At 41.9% G+C, this 25,195-nt stretch carries 19 protein-coding genes; 10 read left to right on the forward strand and 9 right to left on the reverse strand.

Annotation, left to right across the window (positions count from 1 at the left end; genetic code table 11):
- Positions 1–17 precede the first annotated feature (17 nt).
- On the forward strand, positions 18–1,793 hold the full coding sequence (locus R2Q66_RS20955) for a serine hydrolase domain-containing protein (protein WP_316752876.1): 1,776 nt from the start codon (positions 18–20) through the stop codon (positions 1,791–1,793).
- Positions 1,794–2,216: 423 nt separating this feature from the next.
- Here the strand turns inward: R2Q66_RS20955 and R2Q66_RS20960 are convergent, their stop codons facing one another.
- From R2Q66_RS20960 to R2Q66_RS20980, 5 genes are all read right to left on the reverse strand, one after another.
- Positions 2,217–4,985, reverse strand: a complete 2,769-nt coding sequence (locus R2Q66_RS20960; protein WP_316752878.1) for an outer membrane beta-barrel protein — start codon at positions 4,983–4,985, stop codon at positions 2,217–2,219.
- Between the two features lie 9 nt (positions 4,986–4,994).
- The gene (locus tag R2Q66_RS20965; protein WP_316752881.1) at positions 4,995–6,014 is read right to left on the reverse strand and encodes a FecR family protein; all 1,020 of its coding nucleotides are present in this window, start codon (positions 6,012–6,014) and stop codon (positions 4,995–4,997) included.
- Positions 6,015–6,171: 157 nt separating this feature from the next.
- Complete coding sequence (locus R2Q66_RS20970; protein WP_316752884.1) at positions 6,172–6,771, reverse strand: sigma-70 family RNA polymerase sigma factor; 600 nt, start codon at positions 6,769–6,771, stop codon at positions 6,172–6,174.
- A gap of 147 nt (positions 6,772–6,918) precedes the next feature.
- Positions 6,919–8,001, reverse strand: coding sequence for an acyltransferase (locus R2Q66_RS20975; protein WP_316752886.1), 1,083 nt, complete (start codon positions 7,999–8,001; stop codon positions 6,919–6,921).
- A 136-nt stretch (positions 8,002–8,137) separates the two neighbouring features.
- Positions 8,138–8,698, reverse strand: a complete 561-nt coding sequence (locus R2Q66_RS20980) for a DUF922 domain-containing protein (protein ID WP_316752890.1) — start codon at positions 8,696–8,698, stop codon at positions 8,138–8,140.
- A 75-nt stretch (positions 8,699–8,773) separates the two neighbouring features.
- On the opposite strand from R2Q66_RS20980, the gene R2Q66_RS20985 reads away from it, so the two are divergent.
- Together R2Q66_RS20985 and R2Q66_RS20990 are read left to right on the forward strand one after the other, a co-directional pair.
- A complete protein-coding gene (locus R2Q66_RS20985; RefSeq protein ID WP_316752892.1) occupies positions 8,774–9,547 on the forward strand; it encodes a 5'-nucleotidase C-terminal domain-containing protein in 774 nt (257 codons plus the stop codon).
- Positions 9,525–10,472, forward strand: coding sequence for a metallophosphatase (locus tag R2Q66_RS20990; protein ID WP_316752895.1), 948 nt, complete (start codon positions 9,525–9,527; stop codon positions 10,470–10,472). The genes R2Q66_RS20985 and R2Q66_RS20990 overlap by 23 nt, the downstream gene beginning before the upstream one ends.
- A gap of 8 nt (positions 10,473–10,480) precedes the next feature.
- Here the strand turns inward: R2Q66_RS20990 and mnmA are convergent, their stop codons facing one another.
- On the reverse strand, positions 10,481–11,572 hold the full coding sequence (gene mnmA, locus R2Q66_RS20995; RefSeq protein ID WP_316752897.1) for a tRNA 2-thiouridine(34) synthase MnmA: 1,092 nt from the start codon (positions 11,570–11,572) through the stop codon (positions 10,481–10,483).
- Positions 11,573–11,758: 186 nt separating this feature from the next.
- Here mnmA and R2Q66_RS21000 point away from each other — a divergent pair, with 186 nt between their 5' ends.
- The gene (locus R2Q66_RS21000) at positions 11,759–14,056 is read left to right on the forward strand and encodes a GH92 family glycosyl hydrolase (protein ID WP_316752899.1); all 2,298 of its coding nucleotides are present in this window, start codon (positions 11,759–11,761) and stop codon (positions 14,054–14,056) included.
- Between the two features lie 247 nt (positions 14,057–14,303).
- Here the strand turns inward: R2Q66_RS21000 and R2Q66_RS21005 are convergent, their stop codons facing one another.
- The 3 genes from R2Q66_RS21005 to R2Q66_RS21015 form a co-directional block, all read right to left on the reverse strand.
- On the reverse strand, positions 14,304–14,624 hold the full coding sequence (locus tag R2Q66_RS21005; RefSeq protein ID WP_316752900.1) for a hypothetical protein: 321 nt from the start codon (positions 14,622–14,624) through the stop codon (positions 14,304–14,306).
- 100 nt (positions 14,625–14,724) lie between these two features.
- Complete coding sequence (locus tag R2Q66_RS21010; RefSeq protein ID WP_316752902.1) at positions 14,725–15,594, reverse strand: nucleoside phosphorylase; 870 nt, start codon at positions 15,592–15,594, stop codon at positions 14,725–14,727.
- Positions 15,595–15,676: 82 nt separating this feature from the next.
- The gene (locus R2Q66_RS21015; RefSeq protein ID WP_316752904.1) at positions 15,677–16,558 is read right to left on the reverse strand and encodes a DUF6266 family protein; all 882 of its coding nucleotides are present in this window, start codon (positions 16,556–16,558) and stop codon (positions 15,677–15,679) included.
- 331 nt (positions 16,559–16,889) lie between these two features.
- On the opposite strand from R2Q66_RS21015, the gene R2Q66_RS21020 reads away from it, so the two are divergent.
- From R2Q66_RS21020 to R2Q66_RS21045, 6 genes are all read left to right on the forward strand, one after another.
- A complete protein-coding gene (locus R2Q66_RS21020; protein WP_316752906.1) occupies positions 16,890–17,273 on the forward strand; it encodes a hypothetical protein in 384 nt (127 codons plus the stop codon).
- A 178-nt stretch (positions 17,274–17,451) separates the two neighbouring features.
- Positions 17,452–18,534: an efflux RND transporter periplasmic adaptor subunit gene (locus tag R2Q66_RS21025; RefSeq protein WP_316752908.1), complete on the forward strand. Its 1,083-nt coding sequence runs from the start codon at positions 17,452–17,454 to the stop codon at positions 18,532–18,534.
- A 58-nt stretch (positions 18,535–18,592) separates the two neighbouring features.
- Positions 18,593–21,760 carry an efflux RND transporter permease subunit gene (locus tag R2Q66_RS21030; RefSeq protein WP_316752910.1) on the forward strand — a complete coding sequence of 1,056 codons (3,168 nt, stop codon included), beginning with the start codon at positions 18,593–18,595 and terminating at the stop codon, positions 21,758–21,760.
- A gap of 70 nt (positions 21,761–21,830) precedes the next feature.
- On the forward strand, positions 21,831–23,195 hold the full coding sequence (locus tag R2Q66_RS21035; RefSeq protein ID WP_316752912.1) for a TolC family protein: 1,365 nt from the start codon (positions 21,831–21,833) through the stop codon (positions 23,193–23,195).
- Positions 23,196–23,290: 95 nt separating this feature from the next.
- Positions 23,291–24,100 carry a helix-turn-helix domain-containing protein gene (locus R2Q66_RS21040; protein ID WP_316752914.1) on the forward strand — a complete coding sequence of 270 codons (810 nt, stop codon included), beginning with the start codon at positions 23,291–23,293 and terminating at the stop codon, positions 24,098–24,100.
- Between the two features lie 147 nt (positions 24,101–24,247).
- On the forward strand, positions 24,248–25,192 hold the full coding sequence (locus R2Q66_RS21045) for a nitrilase-related carbon-nitrogen hydrolase (protein WP_316752915.1): 945 nt from the start codon (positions 24,248–24,250) through the stop codon (positions 25,190–25,192).
- Positions 25,193–25,195 lie beyond the last annotated feature (3 nt).

Consider the following 25,195-nt stretch of genomic DNA (forward strand, 5'->3'; position numbering starts at 1 on the left):
ACTCCATAGATGATGATATGATTTATAAAAAACCGTTCTACACTATTTTTATGCTCCTTCCTTTAACGTTTACCTGCTTCTCTGCTGCTCTTGCACAGGAAAAACGTTCCTTTAAGCCCCTAAAAACTGCGGATGGTTATTACCAGCACCCTCAGGTTAAAGAATTATATCTTCAAATGAAGGTGTCAGCGAACAAACTGACACAGGTAAAAGAATGGGATGGCAAGGAGCTGGTGCTGGATCAACAATCTGATACTAGTTTTTCCGACCCTAAAGGCGGTTATAACCTCAGCTTTTTAAAAAACAGCCATCATGAGGTTTCCGCTTTAAAAGTAGGGCAGGAGCTCTGGACAAAAGTTCCGGACTATACTCCGGAGAAGATGCCAGCGCTTACCAATACCGAGGTGAGTACCATGTTAGATCAGAAAGCGGAGCAATTGGTGGCGGCCCTTAACTCCAATTCCCTGGAAACCTTGACAAACTTTGTAAATGCTAATTTTTCTGCAGCACTCAAATCTTCTACGCAGGATAAATTCCTGTTCCGTGCTAAAAATGCCTTTCGCGCTACTGGCGGTGTTAAATTTCACAAACGCCTGTATTTTAATGCCAGGGCTTTTTTTGGAGAATATCAGTATGCCAGTGAAGATTTAAATAATGAGCTTGAGTTTAGTTTAAAGCTTGATCAGGATGGTAAGATAAAGCTCTTTAACAACAGAGTTGTTTATAGCCAGGATCCGATTAAAAAAGTAAGCAATGCGGAAGCGCTTGTTGCAGATTTAGACCAGACTGTAAAGCGTTTAGCTCAAAAAGGAGTTTTCTCCGGCGCGGTTCTTTTAGCTAAAGGGGATCGTATTTTGTATGAATCCGCCAGTGGATCTGCCATAAAAGCAGATGGAATCAAGAATACCTTAACTACAAAATTCAATCTGGGCTCGATGAACAAGATGTTTACCGCAGTAGGGATCATGCAGCTGGTAGAACAGGGAAAGATCAATTTGAATGATCCGGTGTCTAAGTTTCTGGATAGTACCTGGCTTCCTGCAACACTCGCGGATCAGATCAAAGTAAGCCATTTATTGAACCATAGTGCGGGCGTTGGCGACTTCTTTACGGAGAAGTTTCTGGAAAGTCCTGTTGCTCTGTTTCGAGCATTAGATGGCTATAAACCCTATGTAAAACTGAGCAAACTAGAGTTCGAACCAGGGACATCATGGACTTATAGTAATTCTGGAATGCTGCTGTTGGGCGCGATCATTGAAAAGGTGTCGGGGCAAAACTACTTCGATTACGTACAGGAAAATATCTACAAGCCTGCCGGAATGGAAGCCTCCGCCTTGCGCACTTTCGGAGGAAAAGAGCCAGGACTAGCTAACCCTGATGGAGGAACCAAGACGCAACAGGCGGTAGGGTATCTCCCTAAAATTGATGGTTCCTATGAGGTGGTTTCAAACTCTGCCTTCACCACAGGTTCTCCAGCAGGTGGGGGTTATTCTACAGTGGAGGATCTCCATAAATTCGGAGTCGCTCTGTTATCTGAGAAGCTATTGACCGATTCTTCTAAGAGCAAAATGTTTAAAGATGAACTAGGGAAAAGCTACGGTTATGGTTTTCAGTTGTCAGGTTCCGCAGCAAAACAAGTAGTGGGACATGCTGGTGGCGCACCCGGAGTGAATGCGGTAACCTATATTTTTCCTGATAGCGAATATGTGATTGTTGTGCTCTCCAATTATGACAGAGGCGCTACAGAATTGGGCGAATACCTGTTAAATCAAGTGAAATCGATAGTGAAATAATTATCTGCGCAAACGTTTGCCTGAATTTCTCTTAATTAGTATTCTTTTCATAATTGCTAAAATGATTTTTTTCATCGTAAATCACAGCTTTGGTTCTCGTGTGCTGAAAATCTACATAACAAAGGAGAATCTGCTGTATTTCGCTACTTTCCAGCAAAGCATACCTATCGTTTTTTGTAATAATAATTAAGCGTAGAGATTTTATGTCAGGAATAAATAAACAAGCGCAAAAAACTGTAGGCATGACGCCAAAGGCCAATAAAAAGGACGCTCAGGATCAACGATCATCATACCGGCAAGCATGATCGCTATAGAAAGCAAAAAAGCCATCAGAACGATGCTGATGGCTTTAGGGAGAGGCGCTATTATTTCGGTGATTCTTATCGCGTTTTTAAAGCTTTTGTAGTCTTTTCATTACTTCTGCTACAGTCTTTTCATCGCATCTGCGTTACCTAGTTTTGAATTAGGTTTCGCGATACGTGATTTTCCAAACTTGTAAGTAAAGCCAACCAGCAGTCGCCTGCTATCGGTGTGAATCCGTTCTGCCGATTTAAAAGTTCCGTAATCACGTTCCAGCAAATAGTCATTTCTTTTAAAGACCAGTTCGCTGCCGCCCAGTCTAAATTGTCCGCTTCCTTTCCACAGGTTTACCAACAGGGAGGCATCGATATTTTTATTCCCTTGATAGCTGCCTAAATCCTGGGTGTATTTTGTCCAGTAATAACCATCTATCTGTAGCTTCAAATCCTTGGTGATTTTGAAAATATGAGCCGTTCTAAAATCAGAATAGAAAGCGGCAAGCTTGTGATTTTTCTCCAGTACAATACCTTCTGCGCTGTTACGTCCGATAGGTGTGCCGCTATTCATGGTTTCCCACCATTCGTTGATCCGGTAAGGGAAAAACACATTAAGCGCGATACTGGTAGCTTTTTTAAGATTCTGGCGTTTGAAATAGGTGACCTTTGTACTGTAATCCTGCTTAGAAGGGAACAAGCCAATCATGCCTTTCGTGTCCGTATAACTAAGCGATAGATTTAACTTCTTAATGTTTGCGGTGAAGGTATAGACATTGTCGAATTGTGGTTTCAATTCCGGATTTCCCTGTTCAATATTATATCTATTGAGAAACACCGAGTAAGGAACCATTTCCGTATAGCGCGGTCTGTTGATGATTTTCTTATAGGACCCTGAAAAATTCAGGTCCTTATTGATGGTATGTTGATACAACAAGGTTGGGAAAAAATTAACCTTATCCTGTTTGAAATTGTCCACAAAATTTACACTGGATATTTCAGCGCGTAATCCTACCTGAAGCTTATCATTTTCCCAGTCCTTCGTTAAAATCCCATACATCCCGGAGATTGATTCCTTCAAGTTATTGTCATTTGAAAAGTTTGGGTCTATCTGTAATTCGCCTGTTTTATAATCTTCATAGACTACCAATGTTTTAGAGTTGGTTTGCTGATGTTTCAGTCCGGTTTCCAGCGACCAATCCTTTTTAAACAGATGGGTATAGTCGAGCTGTGCAATGTAAACATCAATATTACCTTGATTACGGGTCTGGTAAAGCGGAAGGTTTTTAATAATCTCTCCCTCCCCATTATACAAGGTGGAAGGGAAGGACTGTAAAAGATTCCGCTGCCATGGGGTATAAGTACCAAGAACGGTCAGTTCATTTTTCCCGGAATCGGAAAGTAAGTGGTAATTCAGGTTATAAGTCTGTGATTGCCCTTTCTGATTGAAAGCGCCATCGGTGAACAGCACGGAATCAAGCTTCCCGTTTTTGCGGCCAAAACTGTTGTTGGTGGTCCATGGACCTTTAAATTGCACATCACTTATGTCTACAAACAGCCCTACAGTTTGGTTTTTATCCAGCTCTAACTCCATATTGGTCTGAAACGTGTACATCAGATTGTGAGATAAACGGGTCCAGTTATTGGTTAAAAAATAGGAGGGATCAGTTGGATCCTGAAACCTTTCTGATTCAATACTGAAATAATTGTCGCCTTTATTTACACCACCGTTGGCATAAATGGTGAGGTTTTTATTTTTGTAAGTCGCCCCTGCATTGACGCTACCGGTGGCATAATTCCCGGAAGAACCATCCAGGCGCAAGTTTCCGGTGATGCCTTCCACCTGAGTTTTTTTGGTAATGATATTGATTACTGCCCCATAAGAAGCGTCGTACCTTGCGGAAGGTTGTGTGATCAGTTCCACTTTAAGGATGTTTCCGGCGGGCATGGTCAATAAGATATTCTCTAGTGCTGCATCAGGAACTGGCTTATTATCGATCAAAACCATGGTTTTCTTACCTTGAAGGCTCAATACATTATCGGCAGAAACACGTACAAAAGGAGCGGATTTTAATACTTGAAGGGAGTTACCTACTGCCATCGCACTGTTTTCTACATTGAAAATAAAGCGGTCACTTTTAGTTTCTACAATTGGTTTACTCGCGGTAACCTGTACTTCTTTTAAGGTTTTATCGGAAACCTTCATCGCTATAGGCGCTATAGCAACCGCTGGCGCACCGCCGCCCACTTTAAAAGCGTTACTGATATAGGCCTGGTGACCCATCGAAGAAACTTTGATTTTATACGTTCCCGTTTTAACGGTCGGAAAAGTAAAAACACCGGCTAAATCGGTCAGGGAATTGATCACGAAAGCAGAATCCAGTGCTACCAATAAAGTAACGGTGGTATATTCCAAAGGTTTGCCGTTTTCATCCAATACGGAACCTGTAACCTTTTCCAGTTTCAGGGAATCCGGAAGATTAGCGCCCATTCCCTTGCCTTTACCGGAGGCCTCTGTCTTTTTTGGTGTGATAAATATGGAATAGTTTCGGGCATCTACTTTATACCAGGATAAGTTTAAGGGCAATAATAAGCTGTTGAGAATCTCAGAAATTGATTTTCCCTTATACTCAGCCGCATTATAATTGACTGTTTTTTGTTTCAGGTTGACTTCCTCATATAAGAAGTTGATTTTATATTGAGCGGTTAATTCGGTTAGAACTTTGGTTAGTAGTTGTTTTTCTAAGGGTGCTTGTTTTGCTGTTTTAGTAATTTCTTGTTTTGCTGTGGTTTTGGTCAATATTTCTTTCCCTGTGGTTTGGGATTCTCTTGCTATTGCGAACTGATGTAACATCATGACGCAGGTTAAGCTGATCAGGCCGGTTTTTAGGTTGCTCATTGTTTTGCGTTATTTAGTCGTAATCATTAGTTCCTTAGTATCTTGATTTGGGGTAATGTTGAGGTTTAAAGTCATCCCGAGGGCCTTAAATAAAACCTGCTCATTTTGAGTGCTCAATGATCCTGAAATTGTTTTCTTCAGAATCTCCGGATTGTCGACCACTACTTTATACCCATAAATATCTTCTATATCATTGAAGATTTTAGCTAAAGGAACATCTTTGAAATACAACCTTCCATCCTTCCAGGAAGCATATTCCGCTACATTGATCGGTTTTTTAATCAGTTTACCATGTTCAAATTCTGCGATATCACCGGGAGCAAGGATGAGCGGTTTAGCAGTAGCGCCATTTAAGCCCAGGCTGATTTTACCTTCCAACAAAGCCACTTCCGTACGTCCGCGTCTGTCGTTCACGTTAAAGGAAGTGCCTAGTACTTCAACATTGACATCGCCGGTATGTACCACAAAACGTTCGCGTTCTGCTATTTTCCCTGAAGTATGTAAATGCTTTACCTTTAAAAAGGCTTCACCTTCGATCCAGACTTCTCTGATCTCATTTTTACTCCAGTCTTTATCATACTTTATCGTAGAATTGGCGTTTAAGGTCACCAAAGAGCCGTCAGGCAAAGTGATCGTTTTCAATTGACCATAAGGCGTATTGATGGCGATAGGTTGGTTCACCTGGTAAAGGATGCCGATACCTAGTAAAGCTCCGGCTAAGACTGCCGCAACAGCATAACGATACCAAAGTTTGCGGACTGGTGTTTTAAGTAAAGTCGTTTTCGACTGGATGGTATTCCAGAGTTCATCCTGTTCTTTTTTTGCTAAAACGTCCTTTTCGAAACGCATGGATTGAACGATTGCTCTTGCCTCAGAAATAGAGCGCTGGAGCTTGGGGTAGGTGTTTTCAATGCTTTGCCAATGGAGGTCTGACTTTTCATCGGGATGCAGGACCCATAACAGGAAGTCCTGATCATTGATCAGCTCTGCTAAGGTATAGGTCTCGTACGCGCTAATTTGTTTCTTCATATTACTGCTTTTGATCCTATTAGCTGAGAATGAAGCAGATTACCCCACCAGAATAAATAAAAATTCAAAATATTAGTTATTAATCTGATAATCAGTTCGATAATTTTATTCATTCAGATGAATAATTTCAATAGATCAGATGAATAGGTTTAACCGGTTAGTTTAATAATCTCAAATGAAGTAGTAAAGACAATAGCATTAAATCGTCTTTCGACAGGTTGTCTTTCAGGAAGCCTAATGCTCTGGCCATGATTTTATAGCTCGCTTTCACTGAAATGTCCATCACCTCTGCAATTTCTTCGTAACTCAACTGTTCATAAAATCTTAGAAATACCGCTTCCCTTTGTCGGGCAGTAAGTTTAGACATGGCCAGATTGAGCTGTTCGGTTACTTTGCTGCGATGCTCGCCATCAATAATAGCTTCTTCTACATTTAAGCTGACCTGGAATGAGTAATTATCAGTTTCTTCATCATAAACCTCAAAATTCTGCAACTGAAAAGCCTTTTTGAAAAGTAAATGACGAAATGATTTATAAAGATAGTTTTTGAGGTGATCAGGGTTTCCAAGCGTAGACCTTCTGGTCCAGATGCCTACAAAAAGATCCTGAATACACTCTTTAATCAAGTCTTTGTCTTTACTGAATTTTGAACCATAGTTGTATAAACCCGCAGAATAAGTGCGGTATAGGTACTCGAAAGCATCAGCATTTCCGGCTTTAAATGATTGCCAGTATTGTGGTTCAATAGGTTCAGGCATAACTAAATTTTCGGCTAAGTTATAAATATGGAGGATTTAACGGCCACAAAAAAACGTCCTTCCGCTAAATAAGCGATTAAGGACGTTTTCCTGTAGGACTTGCTTTATGGCTTTCCTACGATCAGCCAGGTGGATAACGACAGGGTCCTATGCTTTTTTCAATTTGGCAAGGAAATACCTTCTAACCGGAATATCGTAAACCTTCATCACTACATAGGCGAAACCAACTAGTAAAGCGGTGCCTGCAGTAATGATAAAAAACAATTGAGTGGTATCTGGCTTATGACTAAAGTAATAGTCGGCAAAAAGCCAAAGCACCATATAATGCGTCATGTATAATGGATAGGAGATGTTTCCTGAGAAAATACATAGTTTTTTAACGCCTTCCTGTAGTTTAGCTCCGGCACCCAAAGAGATCAATAATGGGAAATATAGCAATACAATCATTGGTTCAGTGATCCAGTTCCATTTGCTGTCCGGCATCAGGAAAGCCAGTAAAAGTAATACGCTTAAGCCTACAAAACCCAGGTTTGATTTGATGATCCATTTAGAACGGAAGATCAGTAATCCGGCTAAAAACGAGTAGGAGATACGCGCAGAACCATGCCAGAAGGTTTCGCCACTCCAGCCGCCAAGCAGGTTTCCGCTGGTATAGCCGATGTAACAAATAGCAGCAGCTGCCACAAGGGTTAAGATCAATAACACGTTACGTGTCGCTCTGTACAGGGCTAATGCATAAACAATGTTGGCTACATATTCCCAGAATAAAGACCAGGCAGGCGCATTAAAGGCGAATAAATTGAAATACCTTTCTGAGACTACCGGAAAAGGAATCAATAAAACAGAGCTTAAAAAGATGACTGCAATTCTACCGGCACTATAGATTTCAGGATGCATACCGAAGGGGTCAAATAGAAAAGCGAGCAGGCCTAAAACCGATCCTAAAACCACCAGAGGGTGGAGTCTGATCAGTCTTGCTTTTAAAAAGGCTAAAATGCCCATTTTGCCGATCCGGTCGTCATAAGCATAGCCAATGACAAATCCTGATAAGCAAAAGAAAAAGTCGACGGCCAGGAAGCCATGACCGATGAAATTCTTTGCAGGAAGAAAGACTACTTCCATGAAATGGAAAATGACAATGGCTACTGCGGCTACTCCCCGTAGACCATCAAGGATGTGAAAGTGTTCTTTGGTTTTTAATAATTCTGGACTTAACGTTTTAGCGTTCATTTAAAAGGTTTCGGTTGAATGAAATGATTGGGTTTCTTTTGTGGTGTTGTGTAGCCTCAAGAATACCAAATTATTACGATTCTAACAAGTTTTGACCGTTATCGCCAAGCTAAAAGCCAGTTGTTTCCTAAAAATGTTACCCTTTTAACTCCTTTTTAAAATACAAATCCCATTTGTCCTGCAATTCCTTTTCTTCTCCATGAGCGGTTTCCATATCATATCGGAAATGGATTTCTCCGAGCTCTTTCATCGTGTCGTCATAAACCTTTTTGACTTCCTGTTGATAGTTTTTGATGCTATACAGGCGTTTCGATAAATTCTTATACAGTATGCGACCATAGAGCACTGCAAGGTCTGAATGGCCTTGCTCATGATTTAACAAGTTCTTTTTAGCTTCCTCATCAAGGGCCGATAACCTGCTGAAGTCTACCACTGATTGCTTCCTGTCTAAGGCAACGCCCACCATGAATTTCAGGGAGAGTTGAGTTCCTTTCTGCGTAGCCCGGTATTTATGGGTGGTTTGATGGGCCGTATAGGCAATATAGGGTCGTTTTGAGTCCTTCACCTCCGCATAAGAATCCCAGGTTAATTTTATTCTGTTCAATTGGTTTTCCTGACTAAAAGCGGAAACAGGCGTTAATGTACAGAGGGCCAGAAATAGGCTGGCAGCGCCTAAAAGAGAGTTGAAGCGTTTCATATTTTACAAATAAGCAAAAAATCAGGAACAATTGTAAGTGTTTTTTTTATTTTACCTTTGTGCTTTCAAATCCATATGAAAGACATTCATTCAATCAAAAAATACCTGATTTTAGGTGCCATACCCCTGATGCTTTCCTGTAGCTCACATTATACGCTGGTGAAAAGTAACCGGACGGAATATAATATGAACAGCACTCAGCCGGTAGATAGTACGCTGATCAAAACTTATCTGCCTTATAAAGTTAAAATGGATCAGGAGATGAACACGGTAATCGGCCATGCCGACGTACTGATGGAAAAGCTGGACAAAAAAGACGATAAGCCTGTTGCTGAAAACCTGCTGAGAAATTTCTTCTCTGATGCTTTGTTCCATGAAGCGCTAAAATACGACCCGACAATAGATTTTGCCATGCCTTCTACCAATGGTGGGATTCGCGTTGCCCTTCCTAAAGGCGATATTAAGCTGTCTAATGTTTTTGAAGTGATGCCTTTTGAGAATGAAATGATGGTTTACGTGCTGAGTCCGGCAGATGTGCAAAATTTGTTGGAGTACATTGCCAAAACCGGTGGACAACCAGTTGCTGGTTTAAGGATGAAAATCGTAGACGATAAGCCAACTGAGGTGATGATCAACGGAAAACCATTAGACCCGACTAAAAACTACAAAATCTTAACCTCTGATTATGTAGCGGAAGGCGGAGATAATGTACAGAGTTTTAAAAATCCGATAGAGAAAAAGATTATGGGTATCAGAATGCGCGATGCACTCATTACTTATATTAAAGAAAACCAGGCTGCCGGGAAAACAATAAATCCAAAATTAGATGGAAGAATTACTAAAGATTAACCGTAGAAACTTCCTTAAAACAGGAGGGATTGCCGCAGCAGCTGCTGCATTAAACTTAAACGCTTTGGAGGCCATCGCCGCCGGTGACCTGGTGAAACTGACTATCCTACATACCAATGATGTGCACAGCAGGGTAGAACCTTTTCCGATGGACGGTTCAAAATACGCGGGTTTAGGCGGGACAGCCAGACGTGCTGCGCTGATCAAATCTATTCGCGCACAGGAAAAAAACGTCTTGCTTTTTGATGCAGGCGATATTTTTCAGGGCACCCCATATTTCAATAAATATGGCGGAGAACTGGAAATTAAACTGATGTCTGAAATGAATTATGACGCAGCAACAATGGGTAACCATGATTTCGACAATGGTTTGGAAGGATTTCACAAGCAATTGCCGCATGCCAATTTCCCGATTTTATGTAGCAATTATGATTTCTCCAATACCTTACTGAACAAATCTACCTTGCCGTATCAGGTTTTTAAAAAACAAGGGATAAAGATTGGGGTATTCGGGATCGGAATTAAATTAGCAGGATTGGTTGGCGATAGAAACTATGGAGATACCGTGTTTTTAGATCCGGTGAAAACGGCAAATGAGACGGCTAGTCTACTTAAAAATGATCTAAAATGCGATTTAGTGATCTGCTTATCACATCTGGGATATAAATACACAACCGACAGAGATTCTGATCAGGTACTCGCTAAGAACACCAGAAATATAGATTTAATTATCGGCGGACATACCCATACGTTTATGGATCAACCGGAAGATATTCTGAATCTGGATGGAAAGATGACAACGATTAATCAGGTTGGATTTGCAGGAATTAATCTGGGTAGACTGGATTATTACTTTGAAAGATATAAGGGCAAGCGTATTAAAACAGCTGCACCTTATACCATTTCAGATCAATTAGATCACTAATAAATTTATTAACAAAGGAAACCGCCTCCAAGAAGGTCGTTTCCTTCGTAGAATACTGCGGACTGACCCGGTGCTATTGCGGAAACAGCATGATCAAATACTACTTTGATCTTATCGTTTTCCTGAACAATAGTGCTTAGGGTTCCTGCATCTTTATATCTGATTTTAGTCACCACATCTTCCATTGGCTCTAAAATATTCTCATACTTAATCAGGTTTACATTTCTAACCAGGGCTTCATGACGTTCCAGTTCATCGGCTCTACCTAACATAACGGTATTGCTTTCCGGAAGGATCTGCGTCACAAACATCGGCTCACCAAAAGCGATACCTAGACCTTTACGCTGTCCGATCGTGTAGAAAGGATATCCTTTATGCTGGCCAACCACCATACCATCGCTGGTAATGAAGTTACCACCTGCCACACGACCTTCTAAATCACCAACTTTATGCTTCAAGAAAGCACGGTAATCATTATCCGGTACAAAACAGATCTCATAACTTTCGCTTTTCTTAGCCAGTTCTTCCTGTCCCATGTCTAAAGCCATTTGTCTGATATCCGCTTTTGCGAAAGATCCCAATGGGAATTTAGTACGCGCCAGGTTTTCCTGAGAAACGCCCCAAAGTACATAAGACTGATCTTTATTCTCGTCTAATCCTTTAGAAATTACGTGACGGCCGTTGTCGTGCTGTCTAACGTTTGCATAGTGACCGGTTGCAATAAATTCACAATCCAGTTTGTTTGCACGTTTTAATAATGCCTCCCATTTGATGTGGGTGTTGCATAAAACACAAGGGTTAGGGGTACGACCTGCAAGATATTCATCTACGAAGTTATCAATTACATAGTCACCGAACTCATCCCTGATGTCTAATATATAGTGTGGAAATCCGTAATTTACTGCCAATGTACGCGCATCATTGATGCTGTCCAGACTGCAACATCCGGTCTCCTTACCGCTGGTACCTGAGGTCGCATAGTCCCATGTCTTCATGGTTAATCCGATTACTTCATATCCTTGTTCGTGCAACATCACTGCTGCCACTGAACTATCTACTCCGCCACTCATGGCTACCAATATTCTACCGAGTTTACTCATTCTAATTTATTCTGGTGGCAAAAATAGCGGTTTTTACCCATACATTCTCATATAAGCCGTCAGTTGCTTGTAAAAAGGATAAAAGGGTAAAGTTTAGATTAAACGTTATAGCAGTATAGCAAAGCTGATTCTTTGCCAATTATTTATACCTTAGTACCTTATAAAAAAAACCTCAACTTTAAACAAATGAAAAAAGCATTATTGTTTTGTATACTGCTTCCAGCCCTTTCTGCGCAGGCACAAAAGGATTTGGCAAAGTATGTAAAACCGATTATCGGCACCCAGAAAATGGGCCACACTTATCCGGGTGCCACTGTTCCCTTCGGTTCTGTGCAGCTGAGTCCGGATACGGATACCCTTTCTTACGAGCTCAATGGCAAGTATAACGGTGATATCTATAAGTATTGTGCGGGCTATAAATATGAAGACAAATCGATTGTTGGATTTAGCCATACCCATTTTAGCGGCACCGGTCACTCGGATTTGGGTGATTTTCTGGTGATGCCTACCCAAGGGACGTTAAAAATGAATCCGGGTACGGCAGACGTTCCCGGCAGCGGATTTCGCTCTGCATTTTCCCATGCCAATGAAAAGGCGGAAGCCGGATATTACAAAGTGAAACTAGACGACCATCAGATTGAAGCTGAATTAACGGCGAGTAAAAGGGTGGGGATGCACCGTTATACTTTTCCGAAATCTGACCAGTCGCACATTATTCTGGATCTGATGTCAGGGATTTATAATTATGACGAGAAAACAGTCTGGACTTATGTTCGCGTCGTTAATGATACGCTGCTCACCGGCTACCGACAAACCAACGGATGGGCGAGAACCCGGACGGTTTATTTCGCCATGACTTTCTCGAAGCCTTTTAAAAGCTACGGACAAAAGAATTACGACAAGAAACAGGTGTATGGTGGTTTCTGGAGAAAGTTTGACCAGAACAACAACTTCCCTGAAATTGCCGGAAAACGAATCCGGATGCACTTCGATTTTGATACCAAAGACCAGGAACAAGTGCAGGTGAAATTCGCACTGTCGCCGGTTAGTCAGGCCAATGCCTTAGAAAACATGAATACAGAAGTTCCGGGTTGGAATTTTGATGGCGTAAAAGCACAGGCAAAAGCCGATTGGAACAAGGAACTGAACAAAATCGATATCGCTGCCGCGGAAGATGACAAAGTGAATTTTTACACCGCCATGTACCATGCCTTTATCAACCCAACAACTTATGGAGACGTAAACGGACAGTACAAAGGTTTAGATCAAAACGTACATCAGGCAGATGGTTTTACCAATTACACTACTTTTTCTTTATGGGATACGTATCGGGCTTTACATCCTTTCTTTAACCTGATTCAGCCTTCGCACAACAATGACATGGTGAAGTCGATGATGGCTCATTATGAGCAGAGTTCCTTGAAAATGTTACCCATCTGGTCGCATTATGCGAATGAAAACTGGTGTATGAGTGGTTACCACAGCGTTTCTGTAGTGGCTGACGCGATTATCAAAGGGGTTTATGATGGTGATGCTCAAAAAGCATTAGCTGCCTGTATCGCGACTGCCAATCACCGGAATTATGAGGGGATTGGAAAATACATAGAAATGGGTTATATTCCTGCTGAAGACAGCGGAACTTCGGTTTCTAATACTTTAGAGTATGCTTATGACGATTGGTGTATCGCGCAGATCGCTAAAAAACTAAACAATCAGCCGGTATATGAAGAATTTATGAAACGCTCCGGAAACTGGAAAAACGTTTATGATGAGCGGATCGGCTTTATGCGTCCAAGACTGGCAGATGGTTTTTTCAAAAAGGAATTTGATGTGTTGAGTACGCACGGACAGGGTTTTATAGAAGGGAATACCTGGAATTACAGTTTCTTTGTGCCCCATGATCCGGAAGCTTTGATGGCTACAATGGGTGGGAAGCAGAAATTTGCGGCAAGGATAGATAGTTTGTTCAATATGCACCTGCCGGATGAGTTTTTTGCGGATACAGAAGACATTACCAGGGAAGGGATTATTGGCGGATATGTACATGGTAATGAGCCGGCACACCATGTTGCTTACCTGTACAACTGGGCTGGACAACCATGGAAGACGCAGGAGCGGGTGAGAAAGATTTTAAAGATGCAATATAAACCTACTCCGGATGGTTTAGGTGGCAATGATGATTGCGGACAAATGAGTGCCTGGTATATGTTTTCTTCACTGGGATTTTATCCGGTATCTCCGGGATCTGAAGATTACTCATTGGGTAGTCCGGCAGTGAAATCTGCAACGCTTCATCTGGAAGCTGGAAATACGTTGAACATTCAGGCGATCAACCAAAGTGACAAAAATGTTTACGTGCAAAAAGTAATGCTAAACGGCGTGCCGATTACTAATAATTTGATTAAACACTCAGATATTTTAAAAGGTGGTCAATTGATTTTCTACATGTCTTCAAAACCCACAAAACGTGCAAAACAAATTTAGTAACTGAAGTTGTATCTCACAACTGATTTGTTAGAAATATAGATTTTGTTTTGTAAAATGACGGTTCTGCTAAAGTATTTCAATTAGTTTAGCAGAACCGTTTTTTTATTTAAGATATTTTGCTGAGCTTCATATCATGACGGGGCAATAAGTCTTTATGTCGGTTCAATCAAAAAAATGACGATGTCATATTCATTTTAGGACGTACGGCCGGGTCCTCCGGCCTTGTACACTTTACCAGCTTTTTTTATACGAATGCAGGCACCGAAGATCTTGGGTCATTTCCCTGAATCTGGTTTCTTCTGATGTCGGAAAGCTCCCTTGGTTTTTTAACGATTTTTTTATGAATCCCCACCGTACCGGTGTATAAGAGTACCCCACCAAGCACTGCTTCCTGTATCCCTATTAAAGGATGTTTTGAAATGGCTCTGATTCCTTTTTGAAAGATATATGCACCAGCAAGGATGGCAATAAATCTTTTTCCTGCATCTAATTCTTCTGTATCGTACGCACTTAACAATGATGTTGCAGCTATAATTCCTACTTTATTTTTTAGTAATTCAAACATAACTATTCTTTCTAGATCTATCAATGGAACATAGAAAGGCCTGTTTTGTTTGAATTTCTTTAAAATCCTTTAGTATTAATACGGCTAAAACAGGGCTTGATTAACCGAGTTTATCGAGTACCATACGGATGGCCTGATCAACTACTTTGTCGGCTGTTTTGCTAAACTCAAAGTTAACCCTGCTGGCTAGTATCGCATTCACAGATAATGCTTTATGACCGAGTACTTTGGCCAGGGCATAGATTCCGGCAGTTTCCATTTCCAGGTTCGTGATCCTGTGTTTTCCATGCTGAAAACTGTTCAGTAAAGCAATGAAATTCGGGATGCTGTTTTTAGCACGTACCTGACGGCCTTGTGGTGCATAAAAACCGGGCGCGGTAATGGTAATTCCATGCACCATGTCTGCGCCAATGGTGTTCAACAGGCTATTGTCGGCAGCGGTTAAATAGGGGTGAATCCCTTTAATATGGGCGCAATGGGTATGAAAAGCATCCAAAATCGGACGTTCGTCTACAGAAAGTTCATGGACATAGTATTGCATCAAGGCATCTAAGCCCAGGCCATAAGAAGAAGCGAGGATGGTTCCCATCGGTATATCGGGCTGAATGGCTCCTGAGGTTCCAATACGGATGATGTCCAGAGAAGTCAGGTCTTTTTTTACCATTCTGGTTTGGAAATCGATGTTAACCAGAGCATCCAGCTCATTGAATACAATGTCTATATTGTCTGTTCCGATTCCTGTTGAGATCACCGTGATTCTACGCTGCCCAAGGTAACCGGTATGCGTGATAAATTCGCGTTTTCCTTTTTTAAGTTCTATACGGTCAAAATGTTTGGATATCTCCGAAACACGGTCAGGATCGCCTACAGTAATGACGGTTTGCGCCAGATCTTCCGGCAATAAGTTTAGATGGTAAATACTGCCATCTTGATTGATGATTAAATCTGCTGCTGATATTTTGTTTTCCATAGGATGGCGATTGATTGCACAAACCTATGAAACCCCGGGGAGTTTAAGGCTACAATAAGGAATTTTATCTACTTAAAACGCGCTAACTTGCCTTCCTGTTGGTGATTTTATTTTGGCTTCTTGTGGTATTCCCTGGCGGATCATCCGGTTTTTGGGTGTCAGCTGCGACATTCCGGATCCAATTGGATTTAGCGTTTTTAAGCGAATCCGGTTTATCTCCGGATAAAGGATCAGATTTAGGAGGTACCGGGGCTTTGGGAACCTTTATAACGGCTTTATTTGAGTTGAAATCTAATTTTTCTATTTCAGGCGTAGATTTTTGCGCTTGCTTTGTGATACTTCCCGCATAAACACTATCTGAAATTTCTGTTGCATCATCATTGATAAAGGAAATGTAGGCCACTACGCGTTCATTTGCCAGATTTTGGTCAATCTGTACCCTTTGCTTTCCATCTTTTCTATGGGAACCACTGAGGATATGCGTCTGCTGATTCTGATCCGGCCAGTAGAGTAATACCATTGCCCGGTCTTTTTGATTTTTCCAGGGCAGATCGGCAGGGACTTCCCAGCTGAATTCAATTTCTGCTCCTACATGCTGTATGGACGGTTTTTCTGCTTTCAACAACGTTCCCATACTCAGCATGGCCTTAGGATAATCAAGTTCAGCATCAGGATATACACCTGTTACAGCGTGTTTTTTATTGTAGGAAACAGCTTCATTATAGAAGTTTCTATCGGTACCTACCACTTTTAGCCTAAAGCCTACTTTAATAAAAGAACTGATGGGGCGTAAGAATTTGTTTACGATGGTCATGCGGTCGCAATTGACCTTTCTGGCAGGGCTGAGGCGCTTAGTACTATGACCAATCGTCCTGATAACGTTTTTACCGTTCAGCATGTAACCGACTAAGTTGCCTACCCGGCCGTTAAATCCACCAAACAGTCCATTTTGTAAACTTCCCATAGCGTTGTTGTTTATTGATAAGCAGCTTGTTATCGGGGGTTAATGTAGTCATTCTTTCGGCTTCTGCTCTTGTTGATTTTGATAAAAGTTCAAGACATATTAAATCTAAATACAATCTCTGGTCATCCTCAATTCATGGTTAAAAGGTCAATTAGACCTATCAGGGATTAATGAACCATTAAGCAACCATGGTTGGATGATGAAGATGATGAATCCGCATATGGAACGCATCTTGATCGCATGTCGAATCCAGGCTGTAAATACCTGGAAAAGTCACGATCTGTATTATTGATTTTTTTCTTTCAATTCTTTGATTACTTTTGCGACGAAAATGAAAATAGTCGTGTTTTTCGTGTCCCTTTTTACCTTCCTGCTATGTGGAGGGCATTATCTTCATGCAGGGACGGATCAGGACCGTAAGGATTTCCCTTGCAATCAGCGGCTTGCGAAAAGCGAACAGGCAAAACTTACCGGTGCAGGTTTGGATATGACCGTGATTGAAGAGGGAGATTTAGACCTGGACGAGGAGCATTTCATGGCGGAAGATGTTCCATGCAGGAATGTACACCAGCAATATTACCTCCTGGACACCTGGTATCTGACTTTTTATCCACTTTTATCCGCCGACTATTCGCATCAGCATTATCAAACCTTTCAGCCATTTTCGGGCAATTCTTCTCCTATTTATATCAGACAAAGAGTACTGAGAATTTGAGCAATAAAACGACATCTTTTATAACCAGTTGCTAAACAGATGCGGCCTTTGCCGCTTTGTTCGACGGGAACTTGTGGCAGGATTTTTAAATCCTTCCGCCTCTGCTAAAGATGTCTTTTTCTTTTCCCTGGAATCTTTGAATTTCAGCTGTTTATTCGCTTAATATCTAGTTACAATCATGAAGAAAATACTCGTGTTAACGGGCGCTGTTGCCTTGTTGAACCTTACAAGCTGCAACACCAAAAAAGAAGAAAAAAAAGAAGAAAGTCAGTTTACCATTACCAGTCCGCTAAAAACTGATACTTCCTTTACCAAAGAATACGTTTCTCAAATCCGCTCGGTTAGAAATATTGAGATCCGCGCACAAGAAAAAGGATATTTGCAAAATATTTATGTTGATGAAGGACAGTCGGTTAAAGCCGGACAACTGTTGTTCCGCATCATGCCGAAATTCTATGAAGCTGAATTGTTGAAAGCTCAGGCAGAAGTAAAAGCGGCGCAGATAGAATTGCAAAATGTGAAAACCCTGGCCGATAAAAATGTAGTTTCCAAAAATGAGCAAGCCATGGCACAGGCTAAACTGGATGGCGCTAAAGCCGAAGCTTCCCTGGCCAGACTCCATTTGTCATTTACCGAGATCAAGGCTCCGTTTGACGGAACCATTGACCGCATTCCACAGAAATTAGGTAGTCTGATTGATGAAGGAGAACTCCTCACCAGCCTGTCGGATAACAGTCAGGTGTTTGCCTATTTTAATGTTTCAGAACCAGAATATTTAGCTTATCAAACGAATACAAAAGACCGTGGCGACAAGCAGGTGAGCCTCTTGCTGGCCAATAGTGAGGTTCTGAAGGATAAGGGAAATGTGGAGGTGATTGAAAGTGAGTTCAATAGCGAAACCGGAAATATTGCTTTCAGGGCAAGGTTTCCAAATGCGGGTAAACTGTTAAGGAATGGCCAGACCGGCAAAATCCTGATGACGGTTCCCTTGCGCAATGCATTGATCATTCCGCAAAAAGCAACTTACGAAATTCAGGACAAGATGTATGTTTTTGTAGTTGGAAAGGATGATGTAATCCATTCCAGAAACATCACCGTTGCCAGTGAAATGCCTGATTTATACGTGGTAGGAAGCGGTATTTCGGAAACTGATAAGATCCTTTTAGAAGGTGTTCAGAAGGTTAAGGAAGATGAAAAAATCAGGTATAAATTCCTGGAACCTAAAGCTGTTATTTCTCATTTGAGATTAAAAGCAGAGTAATCGTTTTTTCAGTAATCCTAAGATCAGTCTAGTTCTGTACCTCCTTAAAATTAAGTAAATGTTTAATAAGTTTATACAAAGGCCAGTCCTTTCTATAGTTATATCGCTCATTATTGTGTTTCTGGGTGCTTTGGCATTGAGCCATTTGCCGGTTACACAATTCCCCTCTATTTCACCACCAAAGGTGAATATCACGGCCGAATACCCTGGAGCAAACGGCGAATTGATGATCAAATCGGTTATTATCCCATTGGAAAGAGCAATTAATGGCGTTCCGGGGATGAAATATATGGCTTCTGATGCCGGTAATGATGGTGAAGCAACCATTCAGGTGATCTTTAACCTGGGCACGGATCCCAATCAGGCTTCCGTAAATATTCAGAATCGTGTGGCTTCGGTGATCAATAAACTGCCACCATTGGTGGTACGTGAAGGTGTAAAAATCACCCGTGAAGAATCAAATATGCTGATGTACATCAATTTGTATAGCAAGGATCCAAAAATGGATCAGAAATTCCTGTTCAATTTTGCAGACATTAACGTACTGTCAGAATTGAAAAGGGTGGATGGTGTTGGTGTAGCAGATATTCTGGGTAACCGGGAATATGCTATGCGGATCTGGCTAAAACCAGACCGGATGCTGGCCTATAAAATCTCCGCAGATGAGGTTTTAGAAGCTTTAAACCAACAAAGTTTAGAAGCTTCGCCAGGAAAAACGGGTGAAAGTTCTGGAAAAAGATCACAATCCTTTGAATATGTATTGAAATATCCGGGACGTTTTACTACGAAAGAAGCTTACGGAGACATTATTCTGCGCTCTACCTCAAAAGGAGAGATTCTTCGCCTGAAAGATGTGGCCAATATAGAGTTTGGTAGTTCGATGTATGATATTTACTCGAATCTGAATGGCAAACCTTCCGCTGCAATTACGGTGAAACAAAGTTATGGTAGCAATGCGAGTCAGGTAATTAAGGACATTAAAGCCAAAATGGAGGAGATCAAGAAAACCTCTTTTCCTAAAGGTGTGGATTATGAGATCAGTTATGACGTCTCTAAATTCCTGGATGCTTCCATTGAAAAAGTGATTCATACGCTGGTAGAGGCCTTTATTCTCGTTGGATTGGTCGTGTTTCTGTTTCTTGGAGACTGGCGTTCTACTTTAATTCCGGCAATTGCGGTTCCGGTATCGCTGATCGGAACCTTTATGTTCATGCAGTTTTTCGGGATTACGATCAACCTCGTGACTTTATTTGCGTTGGTTCTGGCCATTGGTGTGGTGGTAGATGATGCCATCGTAGTGATTGAGGCCGTCCACGCGAAAATGCAGGAGCACCATATATCCGCCCGTAAGGCGACTAAAAAAGTGATGCACGAGATTAGTGGGGCCATTATTGCGATTACCTTTTTGATGGCTGCTGTATTTATCCCGGTTGCTTTTATGTCGGGCCCGGTAGGGATTTTCTACCGCCAGTTTTCGATTACCATGGCTACCGCGATTATCCTTTCCGGGATCGTGGCTTTAACGCTAACGCCTGCGCTTTGTGCCATCCTGTTGAAGAATCACCATGGAAAACAAAAGAAACAAAATGCGCTGGATAAGTTGCTGGCTGGATTTAACAGTGGTTTCGATAAACTCTCCGGAAAGTATCAAAAAGTGCTGGGCGCAATTGTAAACCGCAGGGTAATTACTTTCGGGGTTTTAATTGCTTTTTGTGCCGGTACGTATGTATTAAACAACAGCCTTCCTTCCGGATTTATTCCGAATGAGGATCAGGGAATGTTTTATGCCATCATCCAGACCCCTCCGGGTTCTTCTTTAGAACGTACCAATGAGATCGCAGAAAGGTTGCAGAAAATTGCGGAAGGTGTAGAAGGGGTACAGTCGGTTTCGGCTCTTGCAGGTTACGAAATCCTGACGGAAGGAACCAGTGCAAACTCCGGAACTTGTTTGATTAACCTGAAAAGCTGGGACGAACGTAAAAACGGGGTAGAAGAAATCATGAAAGAGCTGGAAGAAAAATCCGAAGGGATTTCCGGTGCTACGATTGAGTTCTTTCAGCCGCCAGCCGTGCCTGGATATGGTGCTGCCGGTGGTTTCGAATTGCGTCTATTGGATAAGGCAGGTTCCGGCGACTTTAAAAAGATGGAGACGGTGAGTAAGAATTTCGTCAAGGAATTGAGTAAACGTCCGGAATTATCTTCGGTATTTACCTTTTACAGTGCGGCTTTCCCTCAATATATGTTGCGTGTTGACAATGATATTGCCCAACAAAAAGGGGTGACGATTGAGAATGCGATGAACACGCTTTCGACCCTGGTGGGAAGTAATTACGAGACCAATTTTATCAAATACGACCGTCAGTATAAGGTGATGGTGCAGGCCTTACCTCAGTACAGGGCTTTACCGGAAGATATCCTGAAATTGTATGTAAAAAACAACCGGGACGAAATGGTGCCTTTTTCTGCTTTCATGAAGATGGAAAAGGTCTATGGTTTGTCGGAAATTACCCGACATAATATGTATAACGCGGCTGAAATCAGTGGTTCTGCAGCTCCGGGATATAGTAGTGGTGCGGCGATCAATGTGATCAACGAGGTGGCAGAAAAGACTTTGCCAAGGGGTTTCAGTATAGATTGGGCCGGTATCTCCAAAGATGAGGTATCGCGTGGCAATGAAGCGATTTATATCTTCCTGATCTGTCTGGGCTTTGTATATCTGATTCTTGCGGCACAGTATGAGAGTTTTATTTTACCATTAACAGTGATTCTGTCGTTGCCATGTGGGATTTTCGGCGCTTTTCTATTGTTGAAAATATGCGGATTAGAAAATAACATTTATGCGCAGGTAGCTTTCGTGATGCTCATTGGGTTACTGGGTAAGAACGCGGTGCTGATTGTAGAGTTTGCGGTACAGAAACACCGTGCCGGTGCAACGGTACTTCAAGCGGCAATGGAAGGTGCAGCAGTGCGATTCCGCCCGATTCTGATGACTTCATTTGCCTTTATTGCAGGTTTGATTCCATTGGTTTTTGCCAACGGGCCAGGTAAAATCGGTAACCGGACCATTGGTTCTGCGGCTGCCGGCGGGATGCTTTTAGGAACCATTTGCGGTGTTTTAATCATCCCCGGCTTGTATTATATATTCGGCAGAATCGCTGAAAAACACAAGCTTGTTAAAAATGAAGAAGAAAATCCATTAACCGAAGAAATTGATCATAATGTATAAATCTAAGTTAGCTCAATGCACGGTTGCCTTGAGTATTTGCCTTGCAGCGTCTAGCTGCAAGGTGCCTTTAATGACCACAAATACAGCAAATACGGCTGTTCCGGGGTCTTTTGCTAAGGAGCAGGAAAGTAAGGATAGCAGCAATGTAGCGGCGCTGCCATGGCAGACTTTCTTTAAGGATCAAAATCTGATCAATTTGATTGATACGGCCTTGAAAAACAACCAGGAGTTGAAAATCACTTTGCAGGAAATTGAAATCGCGAGGAATGATATCCGGATTAAAAAGGGCGCATTGTTGCCAACTGTTGGCTTTCGTGGCGGAACAGGTGTAGAGAAAGTAGCCCGGTATACGAGCCAGGGCGCAGGTGATGCCAGTACGGAAATCGCCCCTGGCAAAGAGATGCCTGATCCTTTGATGGATTATAATTTAGCTGCTTATGCGCATTGGGAGGTTGATGTCTGGAAAAAGTTAAGGAATTCAAAACAAGCTGCTGTGAGCAGGTATTTGTCTTCTGTAGAAGGCAGGAATTTTGCCCTGACCAATCTGATCGCCGAAGTTGCAGATTCGTATTATGAACTGTTGGCTTTAGATAGTCAGCTGGAAATTGTAAAACAGAACATCCAGTTGCAAAAGAATGCCTTAGAAATCGTAAAAGTTCAAAAAGAAGCAGCAAGAGCTACGGAACTGGCAGTTCAAAAATTCCAGGCAGAAGTGTTGATGTCAAAAAGTTTAGAATTTGATCTGCTTCAAAAGACTAAAGAAACGGAAAACAGGATTAACTTCTTGCTGGGTCAATATCCACAGGAGATCAAAAGAGATCGAACTGATTTTTTAAGTTTGCTTCCTCCGGTAGTCAAGTCCGGAGTTCCTGCGCAATTGCTGGCCAATCGTCCGGATATTAAACAGGCAGAACTGGAACTTAGCGCAGCAAAACTGGATGTCAAAGTAGCACGTGCGGAGTTTTATCCAACACTTGACATTTCGGCTGCCATAGGCTTGCAGGCTTTTAAACCAAGCTATTTCCTCAAGTTTCCAGAATCCGTGCTTTATGCGCTTGCAGGTGATGTTGCCGGCCCTTTGATCAACAGAAATGCGATTAAAGCAGAGTTTAGTACTGCCAATGCCAGACAACTCCAGGCAATGTATAACTACGAACGCAGTATTCTAAATGCTTACCTGGAGGTGGCTACGCAGCTTTCCAAAATGAATAATCTGGAGAAAAGTTATGATATGAAATCTCAACAGGTTGCGGCACTGAACAGATCAATTGTAGTTTCAAATGATTTGTTTAAGTCGGCCAGAGTAGATTATTTTGAGGTGTTGATGACGCAAAGAGACGCTTTAGAGTCGAAACTCGAACTGATTGAAACGAAGAAAGAACAACTGAATGCAGTGGTTCATTTCTACAGAGATTTAGGTGGAGGCTGGAAATAAGCACAAGGATCAACTCTTCCTTCAGAAAACGCCCCGAAATTTTGCTTTTTCGGGGCGTTTTCTGTTACTGGTTATTATCTATACCTTTATCGGATATGCAATTGCCTCCTCAAACTGCAATTAAGGGCCTGGTTAAACATTATCTGATTTTAAGTCGGACGGCTGATAAACAGCAGTATTACCGCATGTTTTCGGATGGCAATCCAGGTTTGGTTTTTCATTTGAAAGAACCTTTGTTGCAATGGAATGAAGCTGATTTGAAGCCGAGGCTCCAACCAGGTAGCTTTGTATACGGACAACTCAGTCGGTACAATACCATTGCTTCCTCTGGCGAACTAAACATGATTGTAGTGGTTTTACAGCCACATGCTTTGTTTACGCATTTCCATATTCGGGCTGATGAGTTGAAAGATTGTACGTTGGCACTGGTAGATTTATTCGGTCAGGAAGCCCGGGATCTGGAAGATCAAGTCCTGGCAGCTTTATCAATTGATACTGCCATTGGTATCATTGAAAAGTTCTTATGGAAACGCTTGTCTGGATTTAGCGATTTAACCGCGGAAATTGCTTTGACCCTGGGTGCGATTTATCAACATCAGGGCATACTTACTATAGCCGACATTCTGGAAAAAGTACCGGTTACCGAAAGACAGTTGGAGCGTAAGTTCCGGGAATATATCGGGACTTCACCCAAAAGATTCGCAGATACCATTAAGTTTCAGCATTTACTGAAACTCCTGCAAAAACAACCTGACCAGGAGAAAATCGGGGAACTGATTTATGCCTCCGGATATTACGATCAGGCGCATCTGAACAACAGTTTTAAGCGAATGACCGGACTTACCCCTGGTGATTACAAGGATAACGCCCGGCTTTTGGCGATTAATCTGATGCCGGTCGGCTAAATAACTGATTAGATATGCTATTTTTTTACTGCTGATATACCGTTATTTTAGGGCTTAAATCCTGTTATTTTACGCTTTAATTTTGTCGGTTTTATACAAAAATTTAGCAGCAGGGACTGGTAATTTTGAATATAAACTACCCTAAAGATGAAAAACATTAAAATAGCCTCTGCGCAGTTTGAAAACCGAAGCGGAGATAAAGCCTATAACCTCAGACAAATTGAGCTGCTCGCTAAGGATGCCGCAGCAAAAGGAGCGGAGGCGATTGCCTTCCATGAATGCTCGATAACCGGTTACACTTTTGCCCGGTCGCTTTCTAAACAAGAAATGTTGGAACTGGCAGAATTTATCCCCGATGGGCCTTCCATTTTGAAATTAATTGAAATTGCCACTAAGTACAAAATTGCAATTCTGGCGGGCTTATTTGAAAAAGATGCAGACGATAAGCTGTTCAAGGCTTACGTAGGTGTGGATCATACCGGTCTGATTGCGAAGCACCGTAAACTGCATCCCTTTATCAACCCTCATCTGACACCAGGAAATGAGTTTACCGTGTTTGATTTGTATGGCTGGAAATGTGGTATCCTGATTTGCTACGACAATAATATTGTGGAGAATGTGAGGGCAACGCGGTTGTTAGGTGCGCAGGTTATCTTTATGCCGCATGTGACCATGTGTACACCTTCGACCAGACCAGGTGCAGGTTTCGTAGACGCGGACCTTTGGAAGGATAAAACGGCCAATCAGGAGATTTTGCGCGCTGAATTTGATGGGTTAAAAGGCCGTGAATGGTTGATGAAATGGCTTCCTGCCCGTGCCTATGACAATGCGATTTATGCGGTGTTTTCTAATCCAATTGGTATGGATGATGATCAGCTTAAAAACGGTTGTTCGATGATTGTTGACCCTTTTGGAGCAGTGATGACCGAATGTCGTACGCTGGATAATGAATTCGTGATTGCGGAATTGACACCAGAGCCCTTAACGATGGCCGGAGGTTACCGTTATATCCAGGCCAGAAGACCAGACTTGTATAAAGATATTATTGGTGCTGCTCATGAACCTGACCAACAGGTTTCCTGGCTGAAATAAAAA

The organism is Pedobacter gandavensis (genome assembly GCF_032677645.1).
Classification (GTDB): Bacteria; Bacteroidota; Bacteroidia; order Sphingobacteriales; family Sphingobacteriaceae; genus Pedobacter; species Pedobacter gandavensis_A.

What these genes read in the sequence shown, in the direction of transcription:
- R2Q66_RS20955 (WP_316752876.1), top strand. Translation starts at nt 18, where the DNA reads ATGATTTATAAAAAACCGTTCTACACTATTTTTATGCTCCTTCCTTTA.
- R2Q66_RS20960 (WP_316752878.1), bottom strand. Translation starts at nt 4,985, where the DNA reads ATGAGCAACCTAAAAACCGGCCTGATCAGCTTAACCTGCGTCATGATG.
- R2Q66_RS20965 (WP_316752881.1), bottom strand. Translation starts at nt 6,014, where the DNA reads ATGAAGAAACAAATTAGCGCGTACGAGACCTATACCTTAGCAGAGCTG.
- R2Q66_RS20970 (WP_316752884.1), bottom strand. Translation starts at nt 6,771, where the DNA reads ATGCCTGAACCTATTGAACCACAATACTGGCAATCATTTAAAGCCGGA.
- R2Q66_RS20975 (WP_316752886.1), bottom strand. Translation starts at nt 8,001, where the DNA reads ATGAACGCTAAAACGTTAAGTCCAGAATTATTAAAAACCAAAGAACAC.
- R2Q66_RS20980 (WP_316752890.1), bottom strand. Translation starts at nt 8,698, where the DNA reads ATGAAACGCTTCAACTCTCTTTTAGGCGCTGCCAGCCTATTTCTGGCC.
- R2Q66_RS20985 (WP_316752892.1), top strand. Translation starts at nt 8,774, where the DNA reads ATGAAAGACATTCATTCAATCAAAAAATACCTGATTTTAGGTGCCATA.
- R2Q66_RS20990 (WP_316752895.1), top strand. Translation starts at nt 9,525, where the DNA reads ATGGAAGAATTACTAAAGATTAACCGTAGAAACTTCCTTAAAACAGGA.
- mnmA (WP_316752897.1), bottom strand. Translation starts at nt 11,572, where the DNA reads ATGAGTAAACTCGGTAGAATATTGGTAGCCATGAGTGGCGGAGTAGAT.
- R2Q66_RS21000 (WP_316752899.1), top strand. Translation starts at nt 11,759, where the DNA reads ATGAAAAAAGCATTATTGTTTTGTATACTGCTTCCAGCCCTTTCTGCG.
- R2Q66_RS21005 (WP_316752900.1), bottom strand. Translation starts at nt 14,624, where the DNA reads ATGTTTGAATTACTAAAAAATAAAGTAGGAATTATAGCTGCAACATCA.
- R2Q66_RS21010 (WP_316752902.1), bottom strand. Translation starts at nt 15,594, where the DNA reads ATGGAAAACAAAATATCAGCAGCAGATTTAATCATCAATCAAGATGGC.
- R2Q66_RS21015 (WP_316752904.1), bottom strand. Translation starts at nt 16,558, where the DNA reads ATGGGAAGTTTACAAAATGGACTGTTTGGTGGATTTAACGGCCGGGTA.
- R2Q66_RS21020 (WP_316752906.1), top strand. Translation starts at nt 16,890, where the DNA reads ATGAAAATAGTCGTGTTTTTCGTGTCCCTTTTTACCTTCCTGCTATGT.
- R2Q66_RS21025 (WP_316752908.1), top strand. Translation starts at nt 17,452, where the DNA reads ATGAAGAAAATACTCGTGTTAACGGGCGCTGTTGCCTTGTTGAACCTT.
- R2Q66_RS21030 (WP_316752910.1), top strand. Translation starts at nt 18,593, where the DNA reads ATGTTTAATAAGTTTATACAAAGGCCAGTCCTTTCTATAGTTATATCG.
- R2Q66_RS21035 (WP_316752912.1), top strand. Translation starts at nt 21,831, where the DNA reads ATGACCACAAATACAGCAAATACGGCTGTTCCGGGGTCTTTTGCTAAG.
- R2Q66_RS21040 (WP_316752914.1), top strand. Translation starts at nt 23,291, where the DNA reads ATGCAATTGCCTCCTCAAACTGCAATTAAGGGCCTGGTTAAACATTAT.
- R2Q66_RS21045 (WP_316752915.1), top strand. Translation starts at nt 24,248, where the DNA reads ATGAAAAACATTAAAATAGCCTCTGCGCAGTTTGAAAACCGAAGCGGA.